Origin of the sequence: Neoluteolibacter marinus, assembly GCF_014904755.1 — a bacterium.
Taxonomy (GTDB): domain Bacteria; phylum Verrucomicrobiota; class Verrucomicrobiia; order Verrucomicrobiales; family Akkermansiaceae; genus Haloferula; species Haloferula marina.
In genome coordinates this window covers 164,847-191,135 of sequence record NZ_JACZFQ010000003.1, presented here as the reverse complement: position 1 = coordinate 191,135, position 26,289 = coordinate 164,847, and the positions used below count along the sequence as shown (strand labels likewise).

The 26,289-nt window shown below is 63.7% G+C and carries 18 protein-coding genes; 8 read left to right on the top strand and 10 right to left on the bottom strand.

The features are described from left to right. Positions 1–135 precede the first annotated feature (135 nt). Genes IG178_RS01045 through IG178_RS01030 form a run of 4 tightly spaced genes read right to left on the bottom strand, consistent with a single transcriptional unit; the run spans position 136 to position 6,101 of the window. Complete coding sequence (locus IG178_RS01045) at positions 136–1,428, bottom strand: C39 family peptidase (RefSeq protein ID WP_193210625.1); 1,293 nt, start codon at positions 1,426–1,428, stop codon at positions 136–138. 40 nt (positions 1,429–1,468) lie between these two features. Beyond that, positions 1,469–4,633: a VIT domain-containing protein gene (locus IG178_RS01040; RefSeq protein WP_193210624.1), complete on the bottom strand. Its 3,165-nt coding sequence runs from the start codon at positions 4,631–4,633 to the stop codon at positions 1,469–1,471. Then, positions 4,630–5,289, bottom strand: coding sequence for a hypothetical protein (locus tag IG178_RS01035; protein WP_193210623.1), 660 nt, complete (start codon positions 5,287–5,289; stop codon positions 4,630–4,632). The genes IG178_RS01040 and IG178_RS01035 overlap by 4 nt, the downstream gene beginning before the upstream one ends. 44 nt (positions 5,290–5,333) lie before the next feature. Beyond that, a complete protein-coding gene (locus tag IG178_RS01030; RefSeq protein WP_193210622.1) occupies positions 5,334–6,101 on the bottom strand; it encodes a hypothetical protein in 768 nt (255 codons plus the stop codon). A gap of 129 nt (positions 6,102–6,230) precedes the next feature. Between IG178_RS01030 and lysA the strand changes: the two genes are divergently transcribed. Beyond that, complete coding sequence (gene lysA / locus IG178_RS01025; protein ID WP_193210621.1) at positions 6,231–7,517, top strand: diaminopimelate decarboxylase; 1,287 nt, start codon at positions 6,231–6,233, stop codon at positions 7,515–7,517. A 10-nt stretch (positions 7,518–7,527) separates the two neighbouring features. Here the strand turns inward: lysA and IG178_RS01020 are convergent, their stop codons facing one another. From IG178_RS01020 to IG178_RS01010, 3 genes are all read right to left on the bottom strand, one after another. Further along, positions 7,528–8,874, bottom strand: a complete 1,347-nt coding sequence (locus IG178_RS01020; RefSeq protein WP_193210620.1) for an MFS transporter — start codon at positions 8,872–8,874, stop codon at positions 7,528–7,530. 249 nt (positions 8,875–9,123) lie between these two features. Next, positions 9,124–12,618, bottom strand: coding sequence for a hypothetical protein (locus IG178_RS01015; protein WP_193210619.1), 3,495 nt, complete (start codon positions 12,616–12,618; stop codon positions 9,124–9,126). A 351-nt stretch (positions 12,619–12,969) separates the two neighbouring features. After that, positions 12,970–14,025, bottom strand: a complete 1,056-nt coding sequence (locus IG178_RS01010) for a LacI family DNA-binding transcriptional regulator (RefSeq protein ID WP_193210618.1) — start codon at positions 14,023–14,025, stop codon at positions 12,970–12,972. 226 nt (positions 14,026–14,251) lie between these two features. On the opposite strand from IG178_RS01010, the gene IG178_RS01005 reads away from it, so the two are divergent. Further along, positions 14,252–15,154 carry a DMT family transporter gene (locus tag IG178_RS01005; RefSeq protein ID WP_193210617.1) on the top strand — a complete coding sequence of 301 codons (903 nt, stop codon included), beginning with the start codon at positions 14,252–14,254 and terminating at the stop codon, positions 15,152–15,154. Positions 15,155–15,171: 17 nt separating this feature from the next. Here the strand turns inward: IG178_RS01005 and IG178_RS01000 are convergent, their stop codons facing one another. Further along, positions 15,172–15,645, bottom strand: coding sequence for a hypothetical protein (locus tag IG178_RS01000; protein WP_193210616.1), 474 nt, complete (start codon positions 15,643–15,645; stop codon positions 15,172–15,174). Between the two features lie 45 nt (positions 15,646–15,690). Between IG178_RS01000 and IG178_RS00995 the strand changes: the two genes are divergently transcribed. The 5 genes from IG178_RS00995 (at position 15,691) to lptB (ending at position 22,185) form a co-directional block, all read left to right on the top strand. Further along, positions 15,691–18,201 carry a M16 family metallopeptidase gene (locus IG178_RS00995; protein ID WP_193210615.1) on the top strand — a complete coding sequence of 837 codons (2,511 nt, stop codon included), beginning with the start codon at positions 15,691–15,693 and terminating at the stop codon, positions 18,199–18,201. A 387-nt stretch (positions 18,202–18,588) separates the two neighbouring features. After that, on the top strand, positions 18,589–18,936 hold the full coding sequence (locus tag IG178_RS00990; protein WP_193210614.1) for a DUF1844 domain-containing protein: 348 nt from the start codon (positions 18,589–18,591) through the stop codon (positions 18,934–18,936). 14 nt (positions 18,937–18,950) lie between these two features. Beyond that, positions 18,951–19,775: a 3-deoxy-8-phosphooctulonate synthase gene (gene kdsA / locus IG178_RS00985; protein WP_193210613.1), complete on the top strand. Its 825-nt coding sequence runs from the start codon at positions 18,951–18,953 to the stop codon at positions 19,773–19,775. A gap of 81 nt (positions 19,776–19,856) precedes the next feature. After that, entirely contained in the window at positions 19,857–21,416 is a 1,560-nt protein-coding gene (locus tag IG178_RS00980) for a hypothetical protein (protein ID WP_193210612.1), read from the top strand. Between the two features lie 10 nt (positions 21,417–21,426). Beyond that, complete coding sequence (lptB, locus tag IG178_RS00975) at positions 21,427–22,185, top strand: LPS export ABC transporter ATP-binding protein (protein WP_193210611.1); 759 nt, start codon at positions 21,427–21,429, stop codon at positions 22,183–22,185. Positions 22,186–22,263: 78 nt separating this feature from the next. Here the strand turns inward: lptB and IG178_RS00970 are convergent, their stop codons facing one another. Then, positions 22,264–23,124: a sigma-70 family RNA polymerase sigma factor gene (locus IG178_RS00970; protein ID WP_193210610.1), complete on the bottom strand. Its 861-nt coding sequence runs from the start codon at positions 23,122–23,124 to the stop codon at positions 22,264–22,266. 366 nt (positions 23,125–23,490) lie between these two features. Then, on the bottom strand, positions 23,491–24,165 hold the full coding sequence (locus IG178_RS00965; protein WP_193210609.1) for a lectin-like protein: 675 nt from the start codon (positions 24,163–24,165) through the stop codon (positions 23,491–23,493). Positions 24,166–24,291: 126 nt separating this feature from the next. Between IG178_RS00965 and IG178_RS00960 the strand changes: the two genes are divergently transcribed. Then, positions 24,292–25,824, top strand: coding sequence for a YifB family Mg chelatase-like AAA ATPase (locus IG178_RS00960; protein ID WP_193210608.1), 1,533 nt, complete (start codon positions 24,292–24,294; stop codon positions 25,822–25,824). The last annotated feature ends 465 nt before the right edge of the window (positions 25,825–26,289 follow it).

Below are 26,289 nucleotides of genomic sequence, written 5' to 3'. Positions count from 1 at the left end.
GTGTTGTCAGCCGCCCGGCGGGTCAATTCCCCCGATCCGCCGGGCGGACTGCCTAAGATGGAGGCAAGTCCCCTCCCGCCGCGCTTCTCCCCAACACACACGCCCCCCTTTAAAAGACGGGTTCACCCAGCCGGATCACGGCTTGAAAACGAAGCAAAGGTCGGCCGTCGCCGCCAGCTCCTCAGCCCTCATCCGCCGTGGCTTGTCGCGGCCGGTCCAGCTTTCGAGGAACAGGAACTCCTTTCGCTCCGCATGGTATCCCACCAGCACCGAAGCATGCAGCGGAGCCTCGTCTCCCGGCCACGTGGCGCGCTCGGACGGAATGGCAGGATCCGGCAAGGTCGCCGCCGGATCGTCCGCCAGCTCGCGCATGAAGCGGCTGTGAAGCGCGTTCCTCTCGTGCGAGAAGCGGCGCCAAACGATGACCGGAAATCCTCGGGCGATCGACCGTTTCGCGGCCCCGGCGTCAAATCGAGTCGACCGGTCGAGCCCCATCCCAGCTTCGGCCGCCACGGCATGGTAGACCTTCACCAGGTTCGAGCCGTCGGCACGACCGGTGTTCCGGAAGCCGCTCGCCACCGCCAACCAGTCTTCGTCCAGATGCAGCCCGAAGTGGCGGGCAACCATCGCGAGACTGTTCAATCCGCAGTATGGACGGAAACCCTGCGGGATCGGCTGCAGATTGGGAATCGCCACGGTACCGTCGTCCGCCCGCACCACGCCGGCGGCTAGCTGTGCCAGGTTTTCCCTCATGGGCAGCGCCGCGATTTCAGGATCAAGCCATTGGTCCGCGGCCACTGCCGCGGGGACAATCGATACCCGCAGCAACCGGTCCTCTCCCGCCAGGAGACGGATCCGCCTGCCATCGCGATGCCACTCTTCCACCGGCGTGCGCAATCCGCGGGTCCTGCCGATCCTCTCCTCCTCCGGCTTGGCATCCCCGCAGGCGGTGGAAATCGCCGACCGCAAATCGAGCCGGGTGTCGGTGTAGAGCTTGCTGAAATCGTCCTGCTTCGCCGCAAGGATCGACTCGATCTGCTTCCGCGCCTCCCGCTTGCTCAGCCCCTCCGGCAGCTTCTCGTCGAAGTAGCCGAAATACGAACCGGCATCCACGAAGGTCGCCTCGAGCGACTCCAGCTTTCCGGCGCGGCGGACCGCACGGAGCAAGATGACGTCCTGCCCGAAAAGCTTCGGCCGCGCCTGGAGGTGCGAAATCACCGACGAGGCGATCTCCCCCTCGTCCCGCCACTCCCCGGGCAGGGCGTCCTTGCCGCTCCATAGATCCGCCGCGAGGAGTTCCTCGGTGAGATCCCGGCCATTCAGGGGGCTGTCGGCCGCGGCGATCGGGCCAAGGATCGAGTTCGGCAAGGCCGCCGCCGGATCCACCAGCAAGGCGGCCAGGACGAGGCATCCGAACAAGACCTTCATCCCCCACCGATAACCGGAATCCGCGGATTTCCAAGCTTCCTCATTCCGAGGCGCCGGCGAACTCGAACTCCAACTCGGCCACGGTTTCTTTCTGGTTCGCCTCGACCAGCCGGGTCAACCGGACGGTTTTCTGCGAGGCCCGTCCCCAGTCGCGATGCATCGCGATGCGGAAGCTGGACTCGACCGGGCACGAAACCCTCACCAGATAAGTTCCGGGCACCGCCCGGCGGATCATGTAGTCCGCCAGGCCTTGCGTCCGCGTCAGCCGGCCGCCGGTCGGGCTGACCCGCCAGCCGGACACCGGCTCACCGCCCGGTTCGATGATTTCCACCGCCGGCACCAGGTCCTCGAACTGTCCCGCCACGACAATCCGCAGGTCGCAGGGCAGGCCGCCTTCCGATTCCGGATCGCGCAGCCGGTTCAACTCGGTGCGCACGATCTCCGCCTGCTCGCCCCCCGCCCTCAAGGCCTCTGCAAGCAGGATCTCCCGCTCGCGGTCGCTTGCCGCCAGTTCCGCCCGCGGATAGGCGACCGGGCAGGCCTCCTCGTCAGCCACCAGTCCCGCCAGCATGCGCCCGGCCGCTTCCTTTTTGCCAAACTCGATCAACCACCACGCCATTGCCCGCCGTCCCGAATCGCGGCCGTCGCTGCGCTCGACCAAGCTCGACAGCACCCGCATGGCGAGCTTGTCCTGACCCGTGGCGAAAAACTGCCGTGCCGCCTCGATGTAGAACCGCTGTGGCCGCAGGCGGCCATCTTTCAGCTGGCGATAAAGCTGCCACGGATGCTCCCCCGCCTTCAGCCGCTCGCCGAACTCCGCCAGGTCCGGCATCCCGGCTTCGGCCGGGTCGAGGATCCGGATCGCTCCCGCCTTGGCCCGGGCCTCTTGGGATCCTTCGCCTTCGGAATCCCCCGCAAACGGATCGAGCCCCACCCACACATCGTCGTCGCTGACCACCGCCTCGCGATCCCGCGGATCCTCCGCCGGCATCGCCGAAAAGGGATCGCAATTGGAATACGGCTCCTCATCCACCACCACCATGTCCCCAGGCCGCAAGGCGACATCTTCGTACTGCTTGCTGAGCGTATTGTAGACCGTTTTCCCCGCGCTGCGATAAAGGGCCACGTGGTCCAGATTGGTCCCGAGCATCGTTCCTCCCGCCCGCCGGATCGCCTCGCGCAGGGTCAGCGGTCCCTCCGATCGCACCTGCCCTGGAGTTCTCACCAAGCCACGAACCGACACCACCAGCGGCTGGCCTGGCGGCGGCCCGGCGACCGGGGTCGCGGCGAGCTTCGGACCTTCGTCATGCAGACGATCGACCTCCTGCTTCCACAGCGCATAGGCCGGAGCATCGGCCAGCTCCCTGCGCCGCTCGATCAATGCCAGCGCCTGGTCGTGCCAGCCCGCCACCTTGGCAACCGCCACGGGGTCCAGCTCGTCCGCGCGGAAGACCTCCTCCAGCGACTTCTTCCAAATCCCCACCTGCCTCAGGCGCGGCACCAGGATGTGCTCGTAGCCAGGGAAAGCCCGCCGGTACCAGGCCAGCCGCGCCTCCCAGTCCGACTCGGCGCGGGTGATCTTCCTTTGCTTGTGATCCTTCAAAGCCGCCTGATAGCGCGCCAGCAGCTCCGGCTCCGGCGGCGGGATCTCGTAGCGCAGGTGGTCGTCGAACTGCTCCAGCACGATCAGCGAGGTCAAACCACTGACCAGACCGTGCTCCTTGCAGTGGGCAATGATCTCCCCACGGCTCCGTTCCGCACTTCGCTCAAGGGCGACGAGCTTCCGCTGCGCCCATAGCCGCCGGATGACCCCTCCTCCGGAGCCCTTTGAAAAATGGACGTCTCGTCTCAAGCGGACCTCCTTTCCCACGCCGTAGGAAATCTCCACCGGTCCCGCGGTCAGCTTCGCGCCGTTCCCATAAATCCGCACCGTTTTCCCGGGCTGCAACTCGCTGCGATCGACGTGGAAGTCCACGACTCCGTTCACCGCGACCACGTTGAAGGGCATCGTCTCCAACGCTTTCATCGCCGCCTCGACCGGTATTCGTTCCACCGCCACTTCCACTCCCCCGGAATCGGCGACCTGCTTCCGCAGCGCCGGCGAAACCTCCGCCACGCCACTTCTCAGGAAGAGCAGCGGGCTTTGGATCGAGCCGGTTCCCGAATCCAGCGTGCCCCCGCCGTCCCCACAGTACATCACCACGCCGGACGTCCCGCTCTCCAGCGCTCCCATGGAAGTCGCTCCTTCGTATTCGACGCTCTCGAGGATCTTGCGGATCGCGCCCCAGTCACCCCCGGCCACCTGGTGAAGCCCGCCGTCTTCGACCTCATTGCGCAACAGCTTCAAGTCCACTTCGACCTCGCCCTGTTTGGCAAACCAGGCATCCAGCAACTGGAAGGTTGCCGCGTGATCCACCCCGGCCCCCGATTCCGAGGCATCCCAAAAAAGCGCCACCGAGCGGACCGGCGGGCGCTTTTCCACTGCCAGCGGCGGAAACACGTCGCTCAGCAGGAACACCGGTTCGTCCCCGTCCTCCACCACCATCACCGGCCCTCCGGCGGCAGGCAGCCGGAGTTCCAGCTCACCCGCCAGCTCGACCGATCCGGCCTCCGCGACCCCGTTCTGGAAAGTCAGCGGCACGCTTCCGCTTAGAGCCGGTTGCACCGCGCCCGCGCCCACGATCTCGCAGCGGAAATGCTTCGGCTTGCCCTCGAAGGCCAGCGGCAAGCGGTAGCGGAATCCTTCTTCCGTCCTCGGCAGCTCCTCCACGTAGCCAATCCTCAGCCGCTTGGTGCCCTTGGCCGGAATCGGGAAGACCCGCGTGCGATAAACATTCCCCTCCTCTCGCTCGACGATGCCCGGATCCACCATCCGCCGCTTGATCGACTCATAGGCATTTCGCGCCCGTTCCTTCTCGACCGCCACGGCCTCGCGCAGCGCGCCATTCACCTCCAGGGCGTAGCTCGACACCGTCGCCCCGGCCGGCAACGGCAGCGTGAACTCGCCCTCGATCATCCGCCGGGTGTCGTTGCGGAAGGTCAGCTCCATCTCGGTGCTCGCCACGCCGTCGACCAGTTGGATCCGGACCTCCGCCGCCTCGACCTCGAGCTGGGTGTTCTCCCCTTTCACGGCCATCCGCGGGCCTTGGGCGAGGAGGTCCGGCATCAGCGCCAGCCACAACAGCAGATGAAGTTTCAAGCTCATGGCTCCGCGTGAGTTTGCAAGATTTCCGCGCCTACAAATACCAGCATGCGCGTCAGTGCAGCCGGGACCGCGGCAGGCTGCGGGGTGAAGACATTGAAGAGCTCGAAGCCCCCGGGCTCGAGGGTCAGGCCACCGGTGAGCTTCTTGGTCGCGAAAACCGGCATCTTCAACGAGGCCTCCCCCCATTGGTCCCGGAACTCCGTCCAGGTGGTCATCGCCGCGCGGCTGACCCATTCAAAGGCGATCCGGAGATCGACCACGCCTTTTTCAGCGTACAGAAACGGCTCGATCTCCAGTTCAACGCCGGCATTGCGGGTTTCCCAAGAAACGGGAGCTCCGTTGTTCGGCCGCGGAAACAGTTCGAACTCAAACGGGTTGGGACCCTTGCCATCAGGCAATCTCGAAGGGAATTCCATCGGCTCATACTCCGTTGGATAGATCACTTCCGCGAACGACTCCGATGTGGCTTTCTCGCCACTCCGAACCGTCAACACCGTGGTCTCGACGATTTCCGCCCCGCCCTCCAAGGCCAGGGCCACGGCCTTCGCGTGCAGTTCCTTGCCCTGGACTCCCGGCTGCCCCATCCAGCCCGTCAGCGCCGGGTGAGGGACTTCGATCATCCGCAGCGTGACCCGCACCTGATCGGCCGACGCCACGCCCAATAACAGAACGCTCGCCAATGCCGCGATGGTCCCAGCCTTCATTGTCCCACGGTCAGGATGTCACAGCGCACGAAGACCATCAGCTTGCGCTTGAAGTCGGGAAAGCCGTTCTCGCCTTTCGGGGAAAGCGCCGCCGCCAGCAGCACCTGGCCGTCCACCACCGTCACCGCTGTGGTCAGGCCCAGCCGGTACATGGTCGGCATGCGGATCGAGGCGTCACCGTGCGCGTCCTTCCACTCCGTCCAGGTCTCGTTGCCGACATGATAGACGATGTCCGGGGCCATCCGCAGGTCGATCAACTGGTTGCCGGCACCAATGGTCGGCTCGATCTCCAGGGTCGAGCCCAGATTTCGAACCTCGAAAGAAGTCGGAGTCGGCCCGATGGCATGGTCCCGCCCGTCCGACTTCACCTTGTCGCCGCTTTCGGTGGTGTGGATCTCGTTCGGAATCTCCCCCGGCTCGTACTCGGTCGGGTAGATGAATTCCTCGATCGATTCCGCCGTGGTTTTCTCCCCGCTGCGGCCGGTGCAAAGCATGGTTTCGACCACTGTCGCCTTGCCCTCGCCGACCAGCTTGCCGACGGTCGCCCGCAGCTCCTTGTCATGGCTTCCCTTACGCGGTTCGAGCAGCAGGCGGGTAAGTGTTTCGTGGGGTACCTCGATGTATTCCACCATCACCCGCACCAAGCGCGGACCCTCGACCAGTTTCCCCAAGGGATCGAACTCAGGCGTGGCTTCCTGCCCCCGCACGTGCGTCGCCATCAACAGCAGGCAAGCGGCAAGACCCTGGAATCTTCTATGTCTCATGATGGGGATTGGAGGCGATCGGTGTTGTGGAGGTCAAGGAGCATCCTCCCCCGCAGCCGTGCGGTCTTCGGAACTTCCTCCTTGCAAGTCACCCTTGCCGACCGGCCGGACAGCGGCTAAAGCGCCGCCATGCACGGATTCGCCTACCGCCACGGCTCGCTTCACTGCGAGGACGTCGACCTCCAGAGCCTTGCCGACGAGCATGGCACGCCGCTCTACGTCTATTCCGCGAACACCATCCGCGACCACTACCGCCGCCTCGACCAGGCGCTCGACGGCATCGACCACGAGGTGGCCTACGCGGTGAAAGCGAATTCCAACCTTTCCGTCCTGCGCCTGCTGGTCGAGGAGAACGCCGGCTTCGACATCGTCTCCGGCGGCGAGCTGTTCCGCGTCATCAAGGCCGGCGGCGATCCGAAGAAGTGCACCTTCGCCGGTGTCGGCAAGACCCGCGAGGAGATCGAGTTCGCCCTCCAGCAGGGCATCTATTCCTTCAACGTCGAGAGCGAGGAAGAGCTCCGCTACCTCAACGAGGTCGCCGGTGAACTCGGCGTCATTGCCCCCGCCGCGGTCCGCGTGAACCCCAACGTCGACGCCAAGACCCACAAGTACATCTCGACCGGCAAGTCGGAGAACAAGTTCGGCGTCGACTTCGACGCCATCACCGACCTCTACGCCCGCGCCGCCCGCGAGCTCTCCCACATCAAGCTGCGCGGCCTGCAGATGCACATCGGTTCCCAGCTGACCTCCATCACGCCGTTCATCGAGGCGGTCGAGAAGGTCGCGCCCCTGGCGACCCACCTCAAGAACACCCACGGCATCGAGTTCTGGTCGATCGGCGGCGGCATCGGCATCGTCTACCACGACTCGCTCGGTTCCGGGGACTCCGGCTGGTGGGATGGCAAGAACGAGGAGGAGCGCCCGCTGACCATCGCCAAGTACGGCGAGGCGCTGGTCCCGCGCCTGGAAAACCTCGGCCTCAAGATCCTGCTCGAGCCCGGCCGCCTGATCGTCGGCAACGCCGGGGTCCTGCTGACCCGCTGCCTCTACGAGAAGCGCGGCACCGCCAAGACCTTCAAGATCGTCGACGCCGGGATGAACGATCTGATCCGCCCGGCGCTCTACGAAGGCCACCACGAGATCGCCCCGCTCAAGCAACCCGACGGCAGCACCCTCAAGGTCGACGTCGTCGGACCCATCTGCGAAAGCGGCGACTTCTTCTGCCAGGACCGCGAACTCCCCGACTTCCAGCCCGGCGAAACCATCGCACTGCTCAGCGCGGGTGCCTACGGCTTCGTGATGGCGTCCAACTACAATACCCGGCCGATGCCGGCCGAGGTCCTCGTCGATGGGAACACGGCCCGCGTCGTGCGTCCGCGCCAGACCCTCGACGACCTGATCGCCGGCGAGCTCTGAGTCCGGCTCCTCATTCCCCGCGTGCCAACCGCCGCGCCGCGAGATCGTCGCGGATCGTCGCGCAGGCCGCTTCGTTCAGCCCGTAGACGCTGAACAAGGCGGCCACCAGCATGCAGCCCGCCGCGGGGACCAGGCTGACCAGCAGCAGGATGCCGTGGATCGACCGCTCGGTTTGCGCCACGTTCGCCTCGTAGCCGAAGTCGCTCAGCATCTTGCCGGCAAACGCCGCGCCTAGGCCCATCCCGACCTTCTGGGCACAGGTGGTCGCGGAGAAAATGATCCCGGTCGTGCGCACGCTGAACTTCCACTCGGCGAAATCCGCCGTGTCCGCCACGAGTGCCCAGAACAGCGCCGCATTGACGCCGCTCATCACCATGCCGATGACCTGGAATCCGAACACCAGCACCGGCTGGCCGGGTGTGATCCAGTAGAAGGGCGCCGAGGAAAGCGCCACCACTACCATGCTCGCGATGAACGCATTCTTCTTGCCCAGCCGCGCGACGAAGAACCGGGTCGCCATTGCCCCTGCGATCATTGCCAGCCCGCTGACCAGGAAGAACGCGGCGATGCGCTCCTCGCCCCAGAGCAGGTAGCTTTTCAGGTAGTAGATGATCCCCGACCCGCGGATCACCGCGAAGGTGATGCCGGTGATCCCGGCCACGAACATCACCAGCCAGTGCCGGTTCGCGAACAAGGTCCCGATGTCCTCGCGCAGCCGCGTCTTCTGGGTCGCCGGCGGATGAATCCGCTCGCGGGTCGCGAGGAACGACACCAGGAAAAGCACCACGGCGATCCCGCTGAACAGAAACACCGTCCAGCGTGCGCCTTCTGCTTGGTCACCTTTCCCGAAGACCTTCACGAGCCAAAGGAAACTGGTGTTGGCGATGATCCCGCCCGCTTGGGCGAATGCCATCCGGTAGGAATTCAGGCTGGTGCGCTCGATCGGATCGTCGGTCATCACCCCGGAGAGCGCGCCGTAGGGGATGTTGATGGCGCTGTAGGACAGCATCAGCAGGTTGTAGGTGACCCACGCGTAGACGAGCTTCGAGTTGTCGCTCCAATCCGGTGTCGTGAAGGTGAGGACGAAGGCGATCCCCAGCGGCAGGCACATCCACACGAGGTAGGGCCGGAAGCGGCCCCACCGGCTGCGGGTGCGGTCGGCCATCGCGCCGATCAGGAAGTCGGCGACGCCATCGGTGCTGTGGGCGAACAGCAGCATCGTCCCCGCCGCCGCCGCGGTGATGCCGAAGATGTCCGTGTAGTAGAACATGATGAAATTCATCATGAGCGCCCACACGAAGTTGCTCGCGGTGTCCCCGAGACCGTAGCCCGCCTTTTCCCGGATGGAGAGTTTCATGGTTATCAGTGACGCGGCATGCGCGCCTCCGGAAAACGCAAGACGCCTCGCCGGAACCATCCCATACGGGGGAATCGCCCGACATTCTCATCTGCCGACGACCGGAGCCGGCCGAATGTGTCATCCCGTCCGGGCCCCACTTCAACCCGCCCCCAGGGAAGAAAAGGGCCCGCACACCCGGCCACTTCAGTGTGGCGAGGTATGCGGGCCTGTCGAACGGGCAAAACCCGGGGGCTTGATGTCCTCCCGTTAGTCCACGCCGACGCGAATGAAGTCCGAGCTGTCGGAAGCGCTGCTGCCGTCGGTCCGGAAGGTCCGGTAGGTCCACTCCGAGTCCGGGAACGGCAGCTGATCGTGGATGTCGGTGGCGTCGCTGCCGGTGACTTCCGTCACCACCGGGCCACCCCAGTCGGTCAAGTCGTTCGCGGCCTCGATGGTGTAGACGATGCCGTCCACCATGGCGGACACCTGCTTGTTCCCGTCCGCCGAGAAAACCGCGCCGTTGCGGCAGGCGACGGTCAAGGTCAGGACGCCGTCCTCGGCACCCACCGTGGCCATCCGCGCGAAGACCAGTCCGCGGGACGATCCGTCGTTCGGGAACGAGTTGAGGCCGAACTCGAGTTCATTGGAAAGCCCGTCGTGGTCGGGATCCGCATCCGCCAGCGCGTCGGCCCCGAACAGGCCGAACGAAGCGGCCCATTCCTGGAACGGCGTGAGCACCGGCGGCGTGCCGTCCGCGGAGAACGCGAACATGAACGCACCGACCTGGCCTTCACCGGGAAGACCGACCCCCACGTCGGAATGCAAGCTGCCGCTCACGGTTCCGGTGGCGTCCGACACGGCGGTGCCGATCAGCGTCATGTTGGCGATCGAAGGACTGGTGCCGGGGTCGCCGACCGTCTGCGCCTTGACGCCGTCCGGCCCGTTGTCACCGAACAGGACGTAGCCGCCCTTCGCATTGCCGTCCCACCCCGCGCAGGCGTAGAGCGCGACCGTTTGCCCGGCGTTCAATCCGCGCAAGGTGAAGGTGTGGTCGTTGGCGTCCTGGCCGTAGTTGTAGAAACCGGAACGGGTCAGGGGCTGGCCAACCGCACCGTTGTCCCAGCACGCCACGTGGCTGAACGTCAGGCTGTAGCCGGTGCCGCCGACATCGGGCAGGTCGACGTTGGTATCCGCGATCTGGTTGCCGTAAACCGGGATCCAGAGGTCGGCGTTCGGCGAACCGAACTGGGTGAAGTCGAGCTTCAGCTTGGTGCGGTTGTCGAAGCGAACGCTGATCTCGTGGTTCCCGGTGACATTGCTGAAGGTGTAGCTTCCGCCGGTTTCGACCAGCACGCCGTCCACGAACACCTCGTCGACGAGATAGCCGGGATCCGGGGTGAAGATGAACTCCGGGCTATCGCCGTAGTTCACCGGTGTCACGCCCACGGGACTGATCGTGCCATTCCCGATCGCACTGGCATTGATGGTGAAGGTATCGACGGCAAAGGTGGCGCTGATCGTGTGATTCGCGGTGACGTTGGTGAAGGTGTGGCTGGTCACGGCTCCGATCGATACCCCATCGACCAGCACGTCGACGATGTGGTGTCCAAGGTCCGGCGTGATCGTGAAGACCTTGTTGATTCCCTGGTTGACGACCACGTCGCCTCCCGGGGTGATCGAACCATTGGCACCGGCATCGGTCGAAATGGTGAACGAAGCCCCGTCCGCCTCGAAGGTCGCGCTGATCGAGTGGTTCGCCGTCACCGTGCTGAAGGTGTACTCGCTCACCGCGCCGACCGTGACCCCGTCCACCAGCACGTCCGCGATGTGGTAGCCGCCGTTGGCGGTGATCGTGAAGCTCTGGTCTTCCCCGGAAGCCACGCCGACGCCGCCGCTCGGGGAGATCGTGCCGTTCGCACCGGCACTCGCGGTGATCGTCCACACCGGCGCTTCCTCGATGATGAAGACAAAACCGCCGATCTGCCCCTCGGGGCCTGTGCCCACACCACCGGCGCCGTGCATGCTGCCGGACACCACGCCGCCGGCATCGGCCGACGCCGTTCCGATGTACTTGAGGTGAGCCAGGGTCGGACTGTTGCCGGGATCGCCGATGGTCTCCGCTTTCACGCCCGCCGCACCGGTGTCGCCATACACGATGTAGGCACCCTGACCTTCATTCCACGCCGCGCAGGCATAGAGCTGGACCGGCTGCCCCGGAATCAGGCCGGTCAAGGTGAACGGATGGGGCGTGACGTAGTTGTTCTGATTGTGGAAACCGCTCCTCGTGAGCGACTGGGAGGTGTTGCCGTTGTCGTAGCTGCCGACGTTACTGAAAGTAAAGCCGTGGCCCGCACCGTCGATGTCCGGCTCGCTCACCGAGCCGCCGGTCAGGAACACGGAATTCCACCCGAACGAGTTCCCGGCGAAGTCCAGATAGATTCTCGGGCGGTTGTCGAAGGTGACACTGATCGTGTGGTCGGCGGTGATGTTGTCGAGCGGGAGAAACTCGTCGGTCCCCACCGACATGCCGTCCACCAGAACCTCCGCGACGTAGTAGCCTTCATCCGGCGTTATCGTGAAGAACAGGCTTTCACCGGAGTCCACGACCGTTTCCCCGGACGGATCGATCGAGCCGTTGGGGCCGGCCGTGGCCGTCACCGTGAAAGTATCCACCGCGAAGCTGGCGCTGATGGTGTGGTTTCCGGACACGGCGGTGAAAATGTAGCTTTCCACCGCGCCGACCGGAGAGCCGTCCACCAGCACCTGGTCGATGTGATAGCCCTCGTCAGGAGTGATGAAGAATGGCTGGTTGACTCCGTCGTAGGTGGCGACCGATCCCACCGGGTCGATGGTCCCGTTGGCGCCCGCGCTGGCGGTGATGACGTGGGTGAAAGTGTTGGCGGCGAATGTCGCGCTGATGGTGTGCTCCCCCTGGACGTCGCCGAAGGTATAGCTCGCCACCGCGCCCACCGAGACCCCGTCGACCAGCACGTCGACCGTGTGGAAACCGCTCTGGGGTGTGATGGTGAACAACTGGTCGTCGCCCGCGATCACCGGGACTGCTCCCGCGGGGCTGATGGATCCGTTGGCGCCGGCACTCGAGGTGATCGTCTCGGCGGGTGCGAAGACGAATCCGCCGACCTGCCCTTCCCCGCCGGTCAGCCCGACCCCGTTGCGGCTGTGGAGTTCGCCGCTCACGGTTCCCGTCGCGTCGGCGATCGCCTGCCCGATGCGGGTCAGGTTCGCCCGCGTCGGCGTGCTGCCCGGGTCACCGATCGTCTCCGCCTTGACCCCGGCCGGACCGGTGTCGCCGAAGACGATGTAGCCGCCCGCCCCGAGGTCCCACGCCGCGCAGGCGTAGAGATCGACGGCCTGGCCGACGTCCAGCCCGGTGAGTGTGAAGGTGCGGGCGATGTCGCTCGCCTGGTTGTGAAATCCGCTTCGCGTCAGCGGCTGGCCCGAATTGCCATTGTCGTAGGCGCCCACCGGCACGCCCGCCACGCCGAAGGTGAAATCGTAGCCGGAGCCACCCGCATCGACGAGATTGGCCAGTCCTCCGGGGGCCGGCACCGGTGTCCAACCCGTCGCATGGATGGCGGCATTGGTGGTGAAATCCAGATAGACTTCGCCGGCCTCAAGGTGGGGCGCCAGCAGGCCGGACATCGCGATCGCCGGGATCGCTAGCAAGCCGCGGCGTCTCGCGCGGCGGGGGAAAAGGCGGGAAAGGAAGGATGGACCCTCCGGAGGAAGAGCGGGTTTCATGTTGGTTTCTTGGGTTCGTCGGCTCAAGGCGCCGTGGTTCACGATTCGTTGGATAGACTCCCCGCAACCCGATGGCAAGAAGCTTCTGTGCATTAAATTGCATTAATTTAGCAAGCCGGATTGCATACAATTTCCGAATGGACGCCTTCTGGCGCCCCGACGATCCCTGGCTAGTGAGAGTCCCCAGATGAGGACGGCCGGGCCGAATTCTCCACGTCCGCGTCTCCCCCTCTGGCGACCCATGGCAAGCGACCGCCCGCCGACATCCGCAAAATGAATGCGCCTGGAATCAGCCCGCCGGCCAAGCAGTCAGATTCGACCTCCGGGGAAAACGCTCCCCGGCCCATTCCTCTAAATGACCGGCGGAGGGCCGGTGGTCGCGCCGGGCACGAACGGGCAATCGAGCAAAACGTGCTGCACCGAGCCGAAACGCTTTCGGATCCGCTCGATCAAACGCTGGGTGCCCATGGCGCCGATCTCGCGGAAGGGAATCTGGGTCGTCCCGATCTGCGGACAGTCCGCGGGCGGTTCAATGCCGTCGAAACCGGTCACCGAAACCCTGTCCGGCACGCTGATCCCGCGACTTTCCAGGCCGCGGACCAGGTCGTAGGCTTGATGGTCCGCCGCGCAGATCCAGGCGGTGACTCCGGCCCGGGTGCGTTCGGCCGCGTAGTCGATGCTCTCCTCCTCGTTGAGCTCGCGCGACGGGAACACGTTGATGATGTCCTTGGAAGAGACGCGCAATTTCAGCCGCACCATCTTCTCCATGTACGCGGCATAGCGCCGGAACGACCAGCTGGCCTCGACCTGATACTGGCGGGTGAAAAAGCCGATCCGCCGGTGGCCGGCCTCGGCCAGGTGCTCGATCGCCGCCGAGATGCCCTTGTAGTGGTCCGCGTCGACGCAATCGATGCCGGTGTTGTTGAATTGCTCCACCAGCGACACCACCGGCATCACGGTGGAAAGCTGGTCCAGCAAGGGCCCCGGAAAAGGATAGACCAGCAACAACCCGCTCCAGCGGCGGCGCATCTTGTCGATCCGCAGGAAGCCGGGATCGTCGAGATCCCTCACCTTGGGGTCGATGAGGTGGACCTCGACCTTGGCGCCATTGAGATGGGCGCACTCGGTCACCCCCGCGAGGATCTGCTCGCTGGGGTTCTGGTAGTCGGTCCGCAGGTACTCTTCCTCGTCGGTGCAGATCAGCACCCCGAAGGTCGTCTTTGCGGATTTCTTCTTGGTGCTCGAGGTTCTCTTCTCGAGGTGAGCGTAGCCGATTTCCGCCGCCACCTGGAAAACCCGGGCCCGGGTCACGGGGTTGATTCCCGGATGATTCGTAAAGCACCGCGACACGGTCGCCCGCGAAATACCCAACCGCTCCGCTATCACCAACTGGTTGATGTCCGCCATAAAATCGCCATTACCGGCTGAGCCAGAGTCTGGAACCCTGCCCGAAGTTCAAGCAGGAAGTGCCGGATGTTAGACCGGCACGGCGCCCCGGGACAAGCTTCCAATCCACAGCTCGTTCCAGGCGGATCCTCAGGGAAACCAGGGCGGAGCCCCAAGTTCCGGAAATTCACCCTCGGCGGCACCGGTGTTTCCTGCTGACTTTCGCCCGCGCCCGCCGGGTTGCCGATTGAAGCACTACTTCCAGCTCCACCTGCTCGTCCTGCTGTTCGCCACCACTGCGATCCTCGGCAAGATGATCTCCCTGCCCGCCGCGCCACTGGTCGTCTGGCGGACGGCCATCGCCGCCGCCGGCGCGGCAGCCTGGGTCGCGCTGGTCCGCCGTCACCCGCTTTGGCCGGGGAAACGCGCGGCCGTTTCGCTGTTCGCCATCGGCCTGATCATCGGCCTCCACTGGGTCTGCTTCTTCGCGGCGATCCGCTTGTCGAACGTGTCGATCTGCCTCGCCGGGATGGCGACGATCACCTTGTTCACGGCCTTCACCGAACCGCTGCTCGAAAAGCGCCGCGTGCGCCCGGTCGAGGTGCTGCTCGGACTGCTGGTCATCGCCGGCATCGTGCTGGTGGCCGGCTACGAGCCGGGGCGGCTGTTAGGCCTGGCCGTCGCGATAGCCAGTGCCTTCCTCGCCGCCATCTTCCCGGTCCTGAACCGCCGCCTCGTCACCAAGGGCGGCGACCCGCTGATGATGGTGGGCTGGGAGATGCTGGGTGCCTGCGCGGTTGCCCTGGCGATCGTCCCTTTCAACGGAGGTTGGGCACCGCTGCTGTCCTGGCAGGGCCTCGACTGGCTGTGGTTGCTGTTGCTCGCTCTGGTCTGCACCGTGTTTTCGCACGGCTATCACATCCACCTGCTTAGGCACATCAGCGCCTACGCCTCCAACCTCGCCATCAACTTCGAGCCGGTCTACGGCATCATCGCTGCCGCCCTGCTCTTCGGCGAGCACCAGCGGCTCCACCCGATGTTCTACGTCGGGCTGCTGACCATCCTGGCCGCGAATGCCCTGCACCCGGTGATCCTGCGACGGGCGAAGCACAGGTTGGTGCCGCTCACACCCGGCGACGCCGACCGGTGACGGCCGGCGGATCCCGCTCAATAGCTCGTCGGCATCGGGTCCGCTGCCGGCTTCTTCTCGGGCGGGGCGACCAGGCGCTGGACGTCCTCCATCAGCCGCTCGGCGAGCGCGTTGAGATCATTGTGTTCGGCGGCGATGCCGGAGAAACCGATGTTCAAGGTCGGCGTGGGCACGCCCTTGATGCGGGTTTCCCCGGCTTCGATGATGACCCGCTTTTTGAGTTCCTCGACGGCGGCCTGCTCGCTGGGCAGCTCCCATTTGCTCTCGACGTTGCAGTCGCGGACGATGCCGGTGAGGATCACGTCGGTGAGCAGCTTGTCGCGGAGATCCTTGACGCTCGCCTGCCGCTGCTCCTCGGTGGAGTCGGGATTGAAGGCCAGCGGCACGTAGCGCTTGTCTGGCAAGCCCTGCTTGTGCTTCCAGTAACCGAACACCACGCCCCCTCCCAACAGGACGAGAACGAGCGAGGCCAACGCGATCCACCGTTGCATGTCTTGGGTGTATCCTCCATTTCTGTCCGTCCAAGCCGGAAATTCATGGATTACCCCGCCACTGCCGCCACCCAAGACGCCCTGCCGAACGGTCTGACCGTCATTCTCGACCCCGATGCCGCCGCACCGGTGATCAGCGCCCAGCTCTGGGTGGAAACCGGAAGCCTGCACGAAGGCGCCCTGCTGGGCTCCGGCGTGTCGCATTTCCTCGAGCACATGGTTTTCAAGGGCGGCGGCAAGTTCGGCGCCGACGAACTGGCCACCACCGTGCAGGCGGCCGGCGGTCACTGGAATGCCTACACCACCTTCGACCGCACGGTGTATTACATCGACGGCCCGGCAACCGGCACCCAGACCTTCCTGGAGGTGCTGGCGGCGATGATCTTCGCCCCGACCCTGCCCGAGGAGGAGTTCGAGAAGGAAAAGGACGTGATCCGGCGCGAGATCGACATGGGACTGGACGACCCGGACGACGTGGCGAGCCGGCAACTTTTCTCGACCGCTTTCACCGCGGACCCGCGGCGGCATCCGGTCATCGGCCATCGCGGGCTGTTCGGGGAAATCACCTACGAACAGCTCACCGGCTACCACAAGGCGCGCTACACGCCCGACCGTTGCTGCCTGTGCCTGTCGGGCGACTTCGACGCCGATGAGGTGCGGGCGAAGATCAGCGAGCTGTTCGGCGGCTTCGTCCGCGGCAGCGGGGCGGAGCCGGTGGTCCCGGAAGACGCCATCCAGCTCGGCCCCCGCAAAGGCCGCACGACCTTTGCCGTGCCCGCCAGCCGGGTGGCGCTGGCGTGGAAAATCCCGGCCCTCGGGCACCCGGACGTGCCGGCTTATGAACTTGCCGCCGCGGTGCTCGGGCGCGGGCGCTCGGCGCGGCTTTACCGCCACCTGCGGGAAGAACGCGAACTGGCGCTGGAGATTACCGCCTGGTCGTGGAGCCAGGCGGGCCGGGACGGGCTGTTCGCCATCTCGGCGGAGGTCGAGCCCGAGAAGCGCGATGATTTGATCAGGGCGATCTTCGAAGAGCTGGCCGACCTGCCCTCGAGCGCCCTCGATGACGAATTGGCGAAAGCCCGGCGGCAGATCGCGGCAAGCCAGTTCAAGACCCTCACCAGCGCCTCCGGCCGGGCATCCGACCTGGCATCGAACTGGCACGAAGCGAGGGACCTCGACTTCACCAAACGCTATCTCGCTGCCTTGAAGGCGATCACCGCCGCCGACGTCCGCCGCGCGATGGCAAAACTGACCGAGGACCAGGTGACGATTTCCATCATCGACCCGGAAGAGGCGCCGGCCCCCGCCTCCATCCGCCCGGCCGCCCGGCGTTCGCTTGAGCCGGAATGCGTCACCTTGCCGAATGGCGCCACGCTGGCCCTGCTGCCGGATTCCCGTGTGCCGATTTTCACGGCGCAGGTCGCCATCCGTGCCGGGCTGGTTTCGGAAATCCCGGAAAATGCCGGCCTCAATACGCTCCTCGCCGCCACCTTGCCGCAGGGCACGACCCGTCGCAGCGCCGCCGAACTCGCCGGCCTGCTGGAGTCCCTGGGGGCCTCGATCGGCGCGGCTTCCGGCAACAATGCGCTGCTCGCCCAGCTCTCCGGATTGTCGCCGGACCTCTCGACCTTGCTGCCCTTGCTGGCGGAAGTGCTTGCCGAACCGGCGTTCCACGGCGACTCGATCGAGCGGGAGAAGGCCAGCCAGCTCGCCTCCCTGCGGGAATCGCTCGAAGATCCCCTGTCGACTGCCTTCCGCCTCGCCCGCCGGCACCTTTTCGACGCCGCCGGCTACGGATTGCCCTCGCTGGGCACCGAGGAATCGCTGGCAAAGCTCGACCGCTTTGCCCTCTCCGCCCACCACTCGCGGCATTTCCAAGGCCGCAACCTGGTGGTGGCCCTGGCCGGCGACTTCGACCCGTCGCACGCACGGGAGTTGCTCGCCGAGGGCATCGGCCGGCTGCCTGAAGGAACGCCCTGGACCCCGCCCGCGGCGAAGGTCTGCCGGGACTTTGAAATCGAGGCTTTCCTGCCGAAGAAGCAGGCGGTGCTGGCGCTCGCCTACCCGGGTGCCGCCGCCCTGGCGCCGGAGCGGTTCGCCCTGCGGATGATCCAGGAATGGTGCAGCGACATGGCCGGACCGCTTTTCACCCGGATCCGCGAGGACTTGGGTCTGGCCTACCAAGTAGGCGCCACCCAATTCCACGGCCACGACGCCGGTCTCTTCGGCTTCTACCTCGCCACAGATCCCTCCCAGGTGGAGCTTGCCCAGCGGGAGCTGAAGTCGGAGATCGAGCGCATTGCCGAAAATGGCATCCCTGAAGATGCCTTCGAACGCGTCCGCGCCACCGTCTTGTCCAGTCTGGCGATCGGAATGCAGTCGCCCGCCTCGATCGCCCGCCTTGCCGCCGTCGATGTCCTCTTCGGGTTGCCGATGACCCATCACCGCGACATGGCGGCAACGTTCGAAGGGCTCACCTCCACGGAAGTGAGAGCCGCCGCTGCAACCCTGCTGGCCGAGCCTCCGATCACGGTCCGCGTCCTGCCCACTCCATAGCCCGGCTTGCTGCTCCTCCAGTCAACGCCCACCGCCGATGAAAACCAGCGCAGGACGGAACCTCGCAGCTCTTCTGATCGGGTTGGCGGTTGTGGGATTCTGGACGGTATCCAGGTCTCGCGAAAAACCTTCGATCCTCGATCGATCCGAAGACACGGTATGCGGTCACTTGAGCTGCCCCGTACACAACAGGAGTTTCGAGGTTGAAACCGTTTCCTCGTGGCATGGATCCTTCAATCCGCACAACACCAGGGACTGGTGGAACCGAAGCGCGGAAGGTCTGCGGAAATTCCCATGCGCGGTTCCTTTCCCTGCCACCGTTGAAGATCCTTCGATCAAAACCGTCATCCGGTCCTTTTGTTCGGTTTGCAGGACTGAGTATGGCGGATGGATGTCGAGCCGGCCCGACAAACCTTGATTCTTAGCTATGCCCGGGATTCTTGGCACTTGGAACTTTTCTCTTGGAACTCCAACTTCTCCCCCATGCCCGCCGCTGATCCCCGATTCAACGAGTTCGTCATCCTGCAGGCGCAGAATGCCGGCCTATTCCTCGGTCAAATTCCCCACCCCGGAACTGGCGAGAAATCGCTCAACCTGCGGGCCGCCAAATCGGTGATCGATTCCCTGGAAATGCTCAGCGCGAAAACCGCGGGGAATCTGACCGAGACCGAGGAAAAACTGCTGGCGACCGCACTTGCCAACCTGCGCCCGCTCTACGACAAAGCATCTGCCTAAACGACTGTTTCTCCATGTCTTTCGACCCTTTCCAAATCGGCAGCGTCCCCGTCGGCGGACCGATGCCTTTTTTCATCCTCGGCCCCTGCGCCCTCGAGTCCGAAGAATTCGCCTGGGAAATGGCGCGCTCGATCGACGAAATCGCCAAGCGCACCGGCATCCACTACCTCTTCAAGGCCTCCTACGATAAGGCCAACCGAACCTCGGTGAAGTCGTTCCGCGGCCCCGGTGTGAAGGAAGGTTGCCGCATCCTCAGCGAGATCGGCCGTGAACTCGGGGTGCCGGTCACCACCGACATTCACAGCCCCCAGGATGCCGAAATCGCCGCGGAATACATCGACCTGCTCCAGATCCCGGCGTTCCTCTGCCGCCAGACCGACCTCCTCGAGGCCGCAGCTAAGACCGGCCGGGCGGTGAACGTGAAGAAGGGCCAGTTCCTCGCCCCGTGGGACGTCGTGAACATCGCCGACAAGCTGCGGGCCTTCGACTGCCACTCCTTCGTCATGACCGAGCGCGGCACCACTTTCGGCTACAACAACCTGGTCGCCGACATGCGCTCGCTCTACTGGATGCGCAAGGAAGGCCTGCCCGTCGTCTTCGATGCCACCCACTCGGTTCAGCGCCCCGGCGGCTTGGGCGGCACCACCGGCGGTGACGGCGAACTTGCCCCGGTCCTGGCCCGCGCAGCTATCGCCACCGGGGTCGACGGCGTGTTCATGGAGACGCACTCCGACCCGGAGAACGCGTTTTCCGATGGACCGAACCAGATTCCTCTCGAATTTCTCGAAGACCTGCTCGTCCGACTGGTCGCCATCCACCACGCCGCCCACGGCGCCTGAAACGTGCCCGCCTCCGCCCTTCGCCAACGTCTTCGATTCCACGGTCCGCTCGTTTGCGGACTGCTGATCGCGGCGTGCACGATGCCGATACTGAAGGCTCAGGGCATCCTGACCGACGTCACCGAGTCTGAAGACGAGGGTGAAGAGTCCAGTGGCCTGTTCTCCGGAGGCCTTTTGCCGAATGGCAGCATCCTCAAGAACGCGGTGCTGCCTAGCTACAATGACGATCTCTCGCTCATCTCCACGGTTTCCATCGCGGAGTTGCAGATCTTCACCCGCGAGGAAACGCGTACGGATGCCAAGACGGGGGTCGAGAAGTCCGTCCAGACACTGGACAAGATCAACGCGACCGACCTGAAGATCCGCTTTTTCAATCCGGACACCACCACCAAGGGCGATATCGAGATGGCCCACGCGGTCTTCAAGGCCCGCAAGAATCTTGACCTCCTCACCACGGAAGAACCCGTCTCGTTCGTTTCCAACGACATGAATGTCAGTGGCTCCGCGCTGGCTTTCGACATCAAACGGAATCGCGGCTTCCTCCACGGCCCCGTCACCGCGACCGTCAGGACGGTCGATACCCGCACCTCCATGAAGCTCCAACCCGCCAACAAGACCCTCGCCACAGGCACCGCCCTGATGGCCGCCGTCACGGTCCTTACGGCCCAGGATCCAGCCAAAACCACCACCGAGCGCTTCGACGAACTCCGTCCCTCCGAGGCTGAACTTGCCGCCCTCGCCGCCGAAACGGCGAGCCAGCAGGACAAGCTCGACCGCGAACGGAACCACGCCGGAGACAAATTCACGGAGGTCGGCGCCCAGTCCGAGAAAGCGCACCTCACGATGAACCGCTTCCTGAAAGCCGCCGCGCTGACGAGCCTCATTGCGGCCCCCGCCGCCACAGCGGAAGGCGATGTGCCGCGGCCCGAAGTCACCGTCGACACGCAGGAAACGAAGATCACCTCGAAAAAGGGCGCCTACTTTGACGCCACCGAGGGACTGTTGATCTTCCTGGAGGATGTCAAAGTCAGCAACCCGCAGTTCCAGCTCAGCGGAGCCAACGAGGTGAAGGCCTACATGACGCCCCGGAAGGACGACGAGAAAGACAAAAAATCCGCGACGGATAAACCTCTGCCCGCCCCGGACATCGAAAAGAAGGACCAAGCGGAACCCGAAGTCCCCCAGCCCGACGCAGCCAGCCAGGAGCCGAAGACCATCACGCCGGAAATGGCGGAAAAGATGCGTGCCGCCAAGGAAGCCTCCCGCAAAGCCGGCGATACCAAGGACGATGGCAAGGGAGATTTCGGAGACATCCGCCGCATTGTTGCCACTGGTACGGTGGTGGTCGATTTCACGCCCGATGACCCCGAGAAGTCGCCGGTCAAAGCATCCGCCCGGACCGTAATCTTTGATATCAAGAACGAGGAGGACAAAGAGGATATGGTCATCCTGCGCGGTGGCTCTCCTTGGATCGTCCAGGATGGCAAGCCGACCATCGTCAAAGGGGACGACGCCTACATTTTCATCTACATGAAGGACGGCGATCCGGTCCGCTTCGTCACCGGCAATCAGGAAATGTTCGAATCCACCTTCAAGACGCCGGATAAATCGAAGCCTGGCAAGAAATCGACCACCCGCTGATCCCTCGTTCATGTCCGCCTCCCCAGCTTCGACGAACGGTCACGCCCTCCTGACCGCCACCGGTCTCCGCAAGTGCTACGGCGGCCGCGCGGTGGTCGATGGCGTCAGCCTTGGCGTCTCACCCGGTGAAATTGTCGGCCTCCTCGGCCCGAACGGCGCCGGTAAGACCACCTCGTTCTACATGATCGCCGGCCTCGTGCCGCCGGACGCCGGCAGCGTGCAATTCAACGGCAGCGACATTTCCCGCATGCCGATGCATCGCCGCGCCCGCCTCGGCCTCGGCTACCTGCCCCAGGAGGAATCGGTATTCCGCAAATTGACGGCGTTCGAGAACCTCCTCGCGGTATTGGAAACCCGCCCGCAGCTTTCGAAGAAAGAGCGGATCCACCGCGCTGAAGACCTCCTCGAGCGCTTCAAGATCACCCGTGTGCGCAATTCGGAAGCAATCGCCCTTTCCGGTGGGGAAAAGCGCCGGCTCGCCATCGCGCGCGCCCTTTGCACGGAACCGCGCTTGTTGATGCTGGACGAGCCATTTGCCGGCATCGACCCGATCGCCGTCGAGGACATCAAGGCCATTGTCCGTGAATTGAGGGAACGCGACGGCCTCGCCATTCTCATCACCGACCACTCGGTTCGCGAAACGCTCTCGATTGTCGACCGGGCCTTCCTCATCCACGACGGCCGGGTCATCCTGGAGGGCGCTTCGGAAACGCTCGTCAACGACCCCACCGCCCGGAAGTACTATCTGGGCGAGGATTTCCGGATGTGACCATTGGAAAAGAAACAACCGCGGGATCGCTCCCGCGGTTGAGTGTCTCCAAACAATAACACCGAGAAGTTCGATGGGTCAGGTCGCTTGCAGCCCTTCCGCCAGCGGCTTTGGAAGCGGCTTGTCCTTGCGACGAAGAGCCTTCCGCATCTTCGTCAAAGCGACGTTCTGCAGCTGACGGATGCGCTCGCGGGTCACTCCAAATTCGCGACCGACCTCTTCCAAAGTCAGCGGAGTTTTTCCGGTAAGCCCGAAGCGCTCGTCGATGATCCGCCGCTCGCGTTGGTCGAGGACCGAGAGCAAACCGTCGAGTTCACCGTGCAGATTCTTGTCGGCCAACGACTCCAAGGGGTTCTCCGCCCGCTCATCGCCGATGATTTCGCCGTACTCGGTCGCTTCGCCCTCGTTGATCGGGGCGTCGAGCGACGTCGGGCGCTGCGACGCCTGCTTCAGCATGGCAAGCTTGCGGCGCGGCAAACCGACTTCCTCGGCAAGCTCCTCATCGGTCGGTTCGCGGCCGAGAGCTTCCGCGAGGATCGTCGAAATCCGGCGCATCTTTGCGATCTTGTCGACCATGTGAACGGGCAGGCGGATCGTTTTGCTCTGGTTCGCCAGCGCACGCTTGATCGACTGCTTGATCCACCAGGCAGCGTAGGTGGAAAGCTTGCCGCCCTTCTTCGGATCGAACCGCTCTACCGCCTTCATCAGGCCAATGTTCCCTTCGGAAATCAGGTCCGAGATGGGCAATCCATAGCCGGAATAATCCTGCGCGATCTTCACGACCAAGCGCAAGTTGGCCTTGATCATGTGGGTCCGAGCTTCCTTGTCACCGCGCTTGATTCGTCGGGCGAGTTTCACTTCCTCGGCCGGTGTGAGGAGCGGAGTCCTCGAAATCTCCCGCAAGTAAACCTTCAGACTGGAGTCGGTGTCGTATCTCATGGCAAAGGGTCCCGAATCGGACGGGCTCTATAGCTTTTAACGCCGCGGCGCTTCGTTTTATTCCTTAAATGTGGCCGATTTCTGTAACTACATCGTTAAGACCGAAATCGTCACGTTTGACACTATTCTCCAGCAATCACCGTGCCCCTTCGCCCACGCTCCGCCCCATCCCTTGGCCTTCAAACGCTTGCATGAATTAGAAGCGGTTTCCTTGACAGAATGACATTCAGCGCGGGTGTCAAAATGCCACGTTGCCTGCGTCAATCCGCGCATCCTGCAATGTAAGACTGTCGCACCCAACCTTCCATTTGGCACGGCGCCAATGCGACCTCCCTTCAAACGGGAGCATCACCAGCTTATTCGGGGTCATTTGACCCGCCACTCGCAAATGTATCCGACGACCAAGGTATTCTTGTCCCTTGAGTCGTTCCACCCTCCTCCGGACCGCATGTGAACGAATTCTTCGCGTCCACCTCCCCCTTTGTTCGTCGGCTCGCCGGGCGCCCAGGATGAAAACACCATCTCCGAGCCATCGACCCAGAGCCACTTCCCCTCTCCCTTGACGTCCGTGGCGCCGATCCAGAGCTCACGATTGTTTGCAAGCGATCTGACGAACTCCTGGGTCTTCGGTCCAGGGATGACGACCAATTGGCCACCCAGCCGGGTGCACTTGTCGCGGGCCGCACGCCAACGGCAGTTCTCCAAATACACCCGATACCAGTTCCCACTGAAACTGACCGCGTCCGCCGGGACGTTGCCTGGTCGCTCAGGACCGGCCTCCTCCGTTGCTCCGCCGGCGTGGCTCGAAGCCAATTGAGCGCGGATCTTTTCGATCGAGGAAATGTCGTTCGCTTGAATGGCACGCTTGAGCAGTTGGTCCAGCCTTTCGAAATACTTCCGCTCGATCGGCTCAATCGCCGCCGCAACGGCCTTGTCCCGTTGTTCCTTGAGCTTCGCGAGATCACGGTCGATCTGGCTTTGTGCCATGAGAGCCGCAGGCAGAACCGTCAATGCCACGCAAACGCTGATCGCCCGATTCATATCATGACCATCCGGATATCACTGACGGGAAGCAAGCCACAAGCTCGCACCATCTTCGGGGAGTTCCGGCGATCCGGATTGATCCTTGCTTCATCATGAAGAAAAACCCAGCTTTTATATGTTCACATGATTACCCGACTATTCTCCGCCGCGCTCCGCGGAATCGATGCTCATGAGGTGGAGGTGGAGGTCAATGCGCGGGAATCGGACAAACCGCTGACTCTGATCGTCGGATTGCCGGACGCCGCGGTCAGGGAGTCCTCCCAAAGGGTTCTTTCGGCAATGGCAGCTTCCGCGCTTTCCTTGGGCCTCGGCACCAAAACCGTGAACCTCGCCCCCGCGGACTTGAAAAAAGAAGGCCCGTCTTTCGATCTCCCCATCGCCTTGGCGATGGCTGCCGCCTGCGAAGGTGTTCAACTTGCGGCGGACGACTGCATGGTGACCGGGGAACTTGGACTCGACGGTACGGTCCGACCGGTGAAGGGGATCCTGGCGATTGCGATCGAGGCTAAACGGCGCGGCCGTGTCCGTTTGCTGGTGCCCGAGGCCAACGCCGCCGAGGCCGCGATCATCGACGGCATTCAGGTTTTCGGTATCAGGTCGCTCCACCAGGCATGGAAGTACCTGATCGGGGAAGAGGCGATCCTTCCCCATCAACTGGACCGCAAGGCCTTCTTCGAGGCACATCGCCAGTACGAGGTCGATTTTGACGAGGTGAAAGGCCAGCACCACGTCAAGCGGGCTCTGGAAGTCGCCGTCGCCGGGGGCCACAATCTACTGATGGTGGGTCCCCCCGGAACCGGCAAATCGATGTTGGCGAAGCGGCTGCCAACCATCATGCCCGACATGAGCGAAGACGAGGCGATCGAAGCCACCAAGATCCACTCCATTTCGGGAACACTTGATCTGCGCCGCTCTTTCCTCACGACCCGCCCGTTCCGCGCTCCCCATCACACCATTTCCGATGCCGGACTACTAGGGGGCGGAACGAATCCAGGACCCGGGGAAGTTTCGCTTGCTCACCACGGCGTCCTCTTTCTCGACGAACTGCCGGAATTTCGACGCTCGACACTTGAGGTCATGCGACAGCCGCTGGAAGACGGCCACGTAACGATTTCACGCGCCGCCGGCTCCCTGACATTTCCAGCTCGCTTCATGCTGGTGGCGGCACTGAATCCCTGTCCTTGCGGTTATTATGGCGACAGCAAGCGGGAATGCCGCTGTTCACCCCGCCAAATCGAGAATTACCGGCAGCGGATGTCGGGGCCTTTGCTCGACCGCATCGATCTCCACGTCGAAGTACCCATCGTCGAATTCCAAGAACTATCCACGGCGTCGGGGGGAGAGCGATCTGAGGTGGTCCGCGACCGCGTGAAGCTGGCCAGGAGAATCCAACGGCACCGTTTCAAGGGAAACCCTGACCGCACCAACGCATCCATGGGCCCGCGACAGGTCAAGGAATGCTGCCAACTCGACAAGGAAGGAATGAGCTACTTGGAGCAGGCGATGGCTCAGCTAAACTTCTCCGCCCGAGCTCACGATCGGATCCTCAAGGTGTCCCGCACCCTCGCGGATCTTGCTGACTCCGAGAAGATCCGGGCGAACGACGTCCTTGAAGCCATCCAGTATCGCTCGCTCGATCGGAACTTGTTCCACTGATCCCTCTTGGACTCGTTCTCCCGTCAGACGACCATGATTTGCTGTCGCTGAATTTAGCAGCCCTTCGTCCCACTTGAGGCCTGGTTCCCCCTCACTCATTCGCGCCACGGGGGCGCTACCCATGGAATCCAGAACCCTTTGGCTTTACGGATCTTTTCGATCTGTCGAGCCCTCGACGAGGCGACAATTCAACCGATTTGATCTGCGTAGTACCCCTGATTGCCGCAGAGAGCTGAATTTGTAGTCTCCGTCAGCGCCGGATCCTCCCCGCCGGAATTTGTGAATTCTTTCAGGGTTTGAGGACTTTTTGCACCACTCCGGGCAAATCCTTTCCTAACAAGGGATTTTTCGCTTTCTATCAAAAACCTAATATTTTATTTTTCCAAAATGTCAATTTTTCAAAAACAGGGGGTGGATTTCAACCTTTTGAGGCTCTTGCCATTGGTCGTCCCCACCTTGGGACTA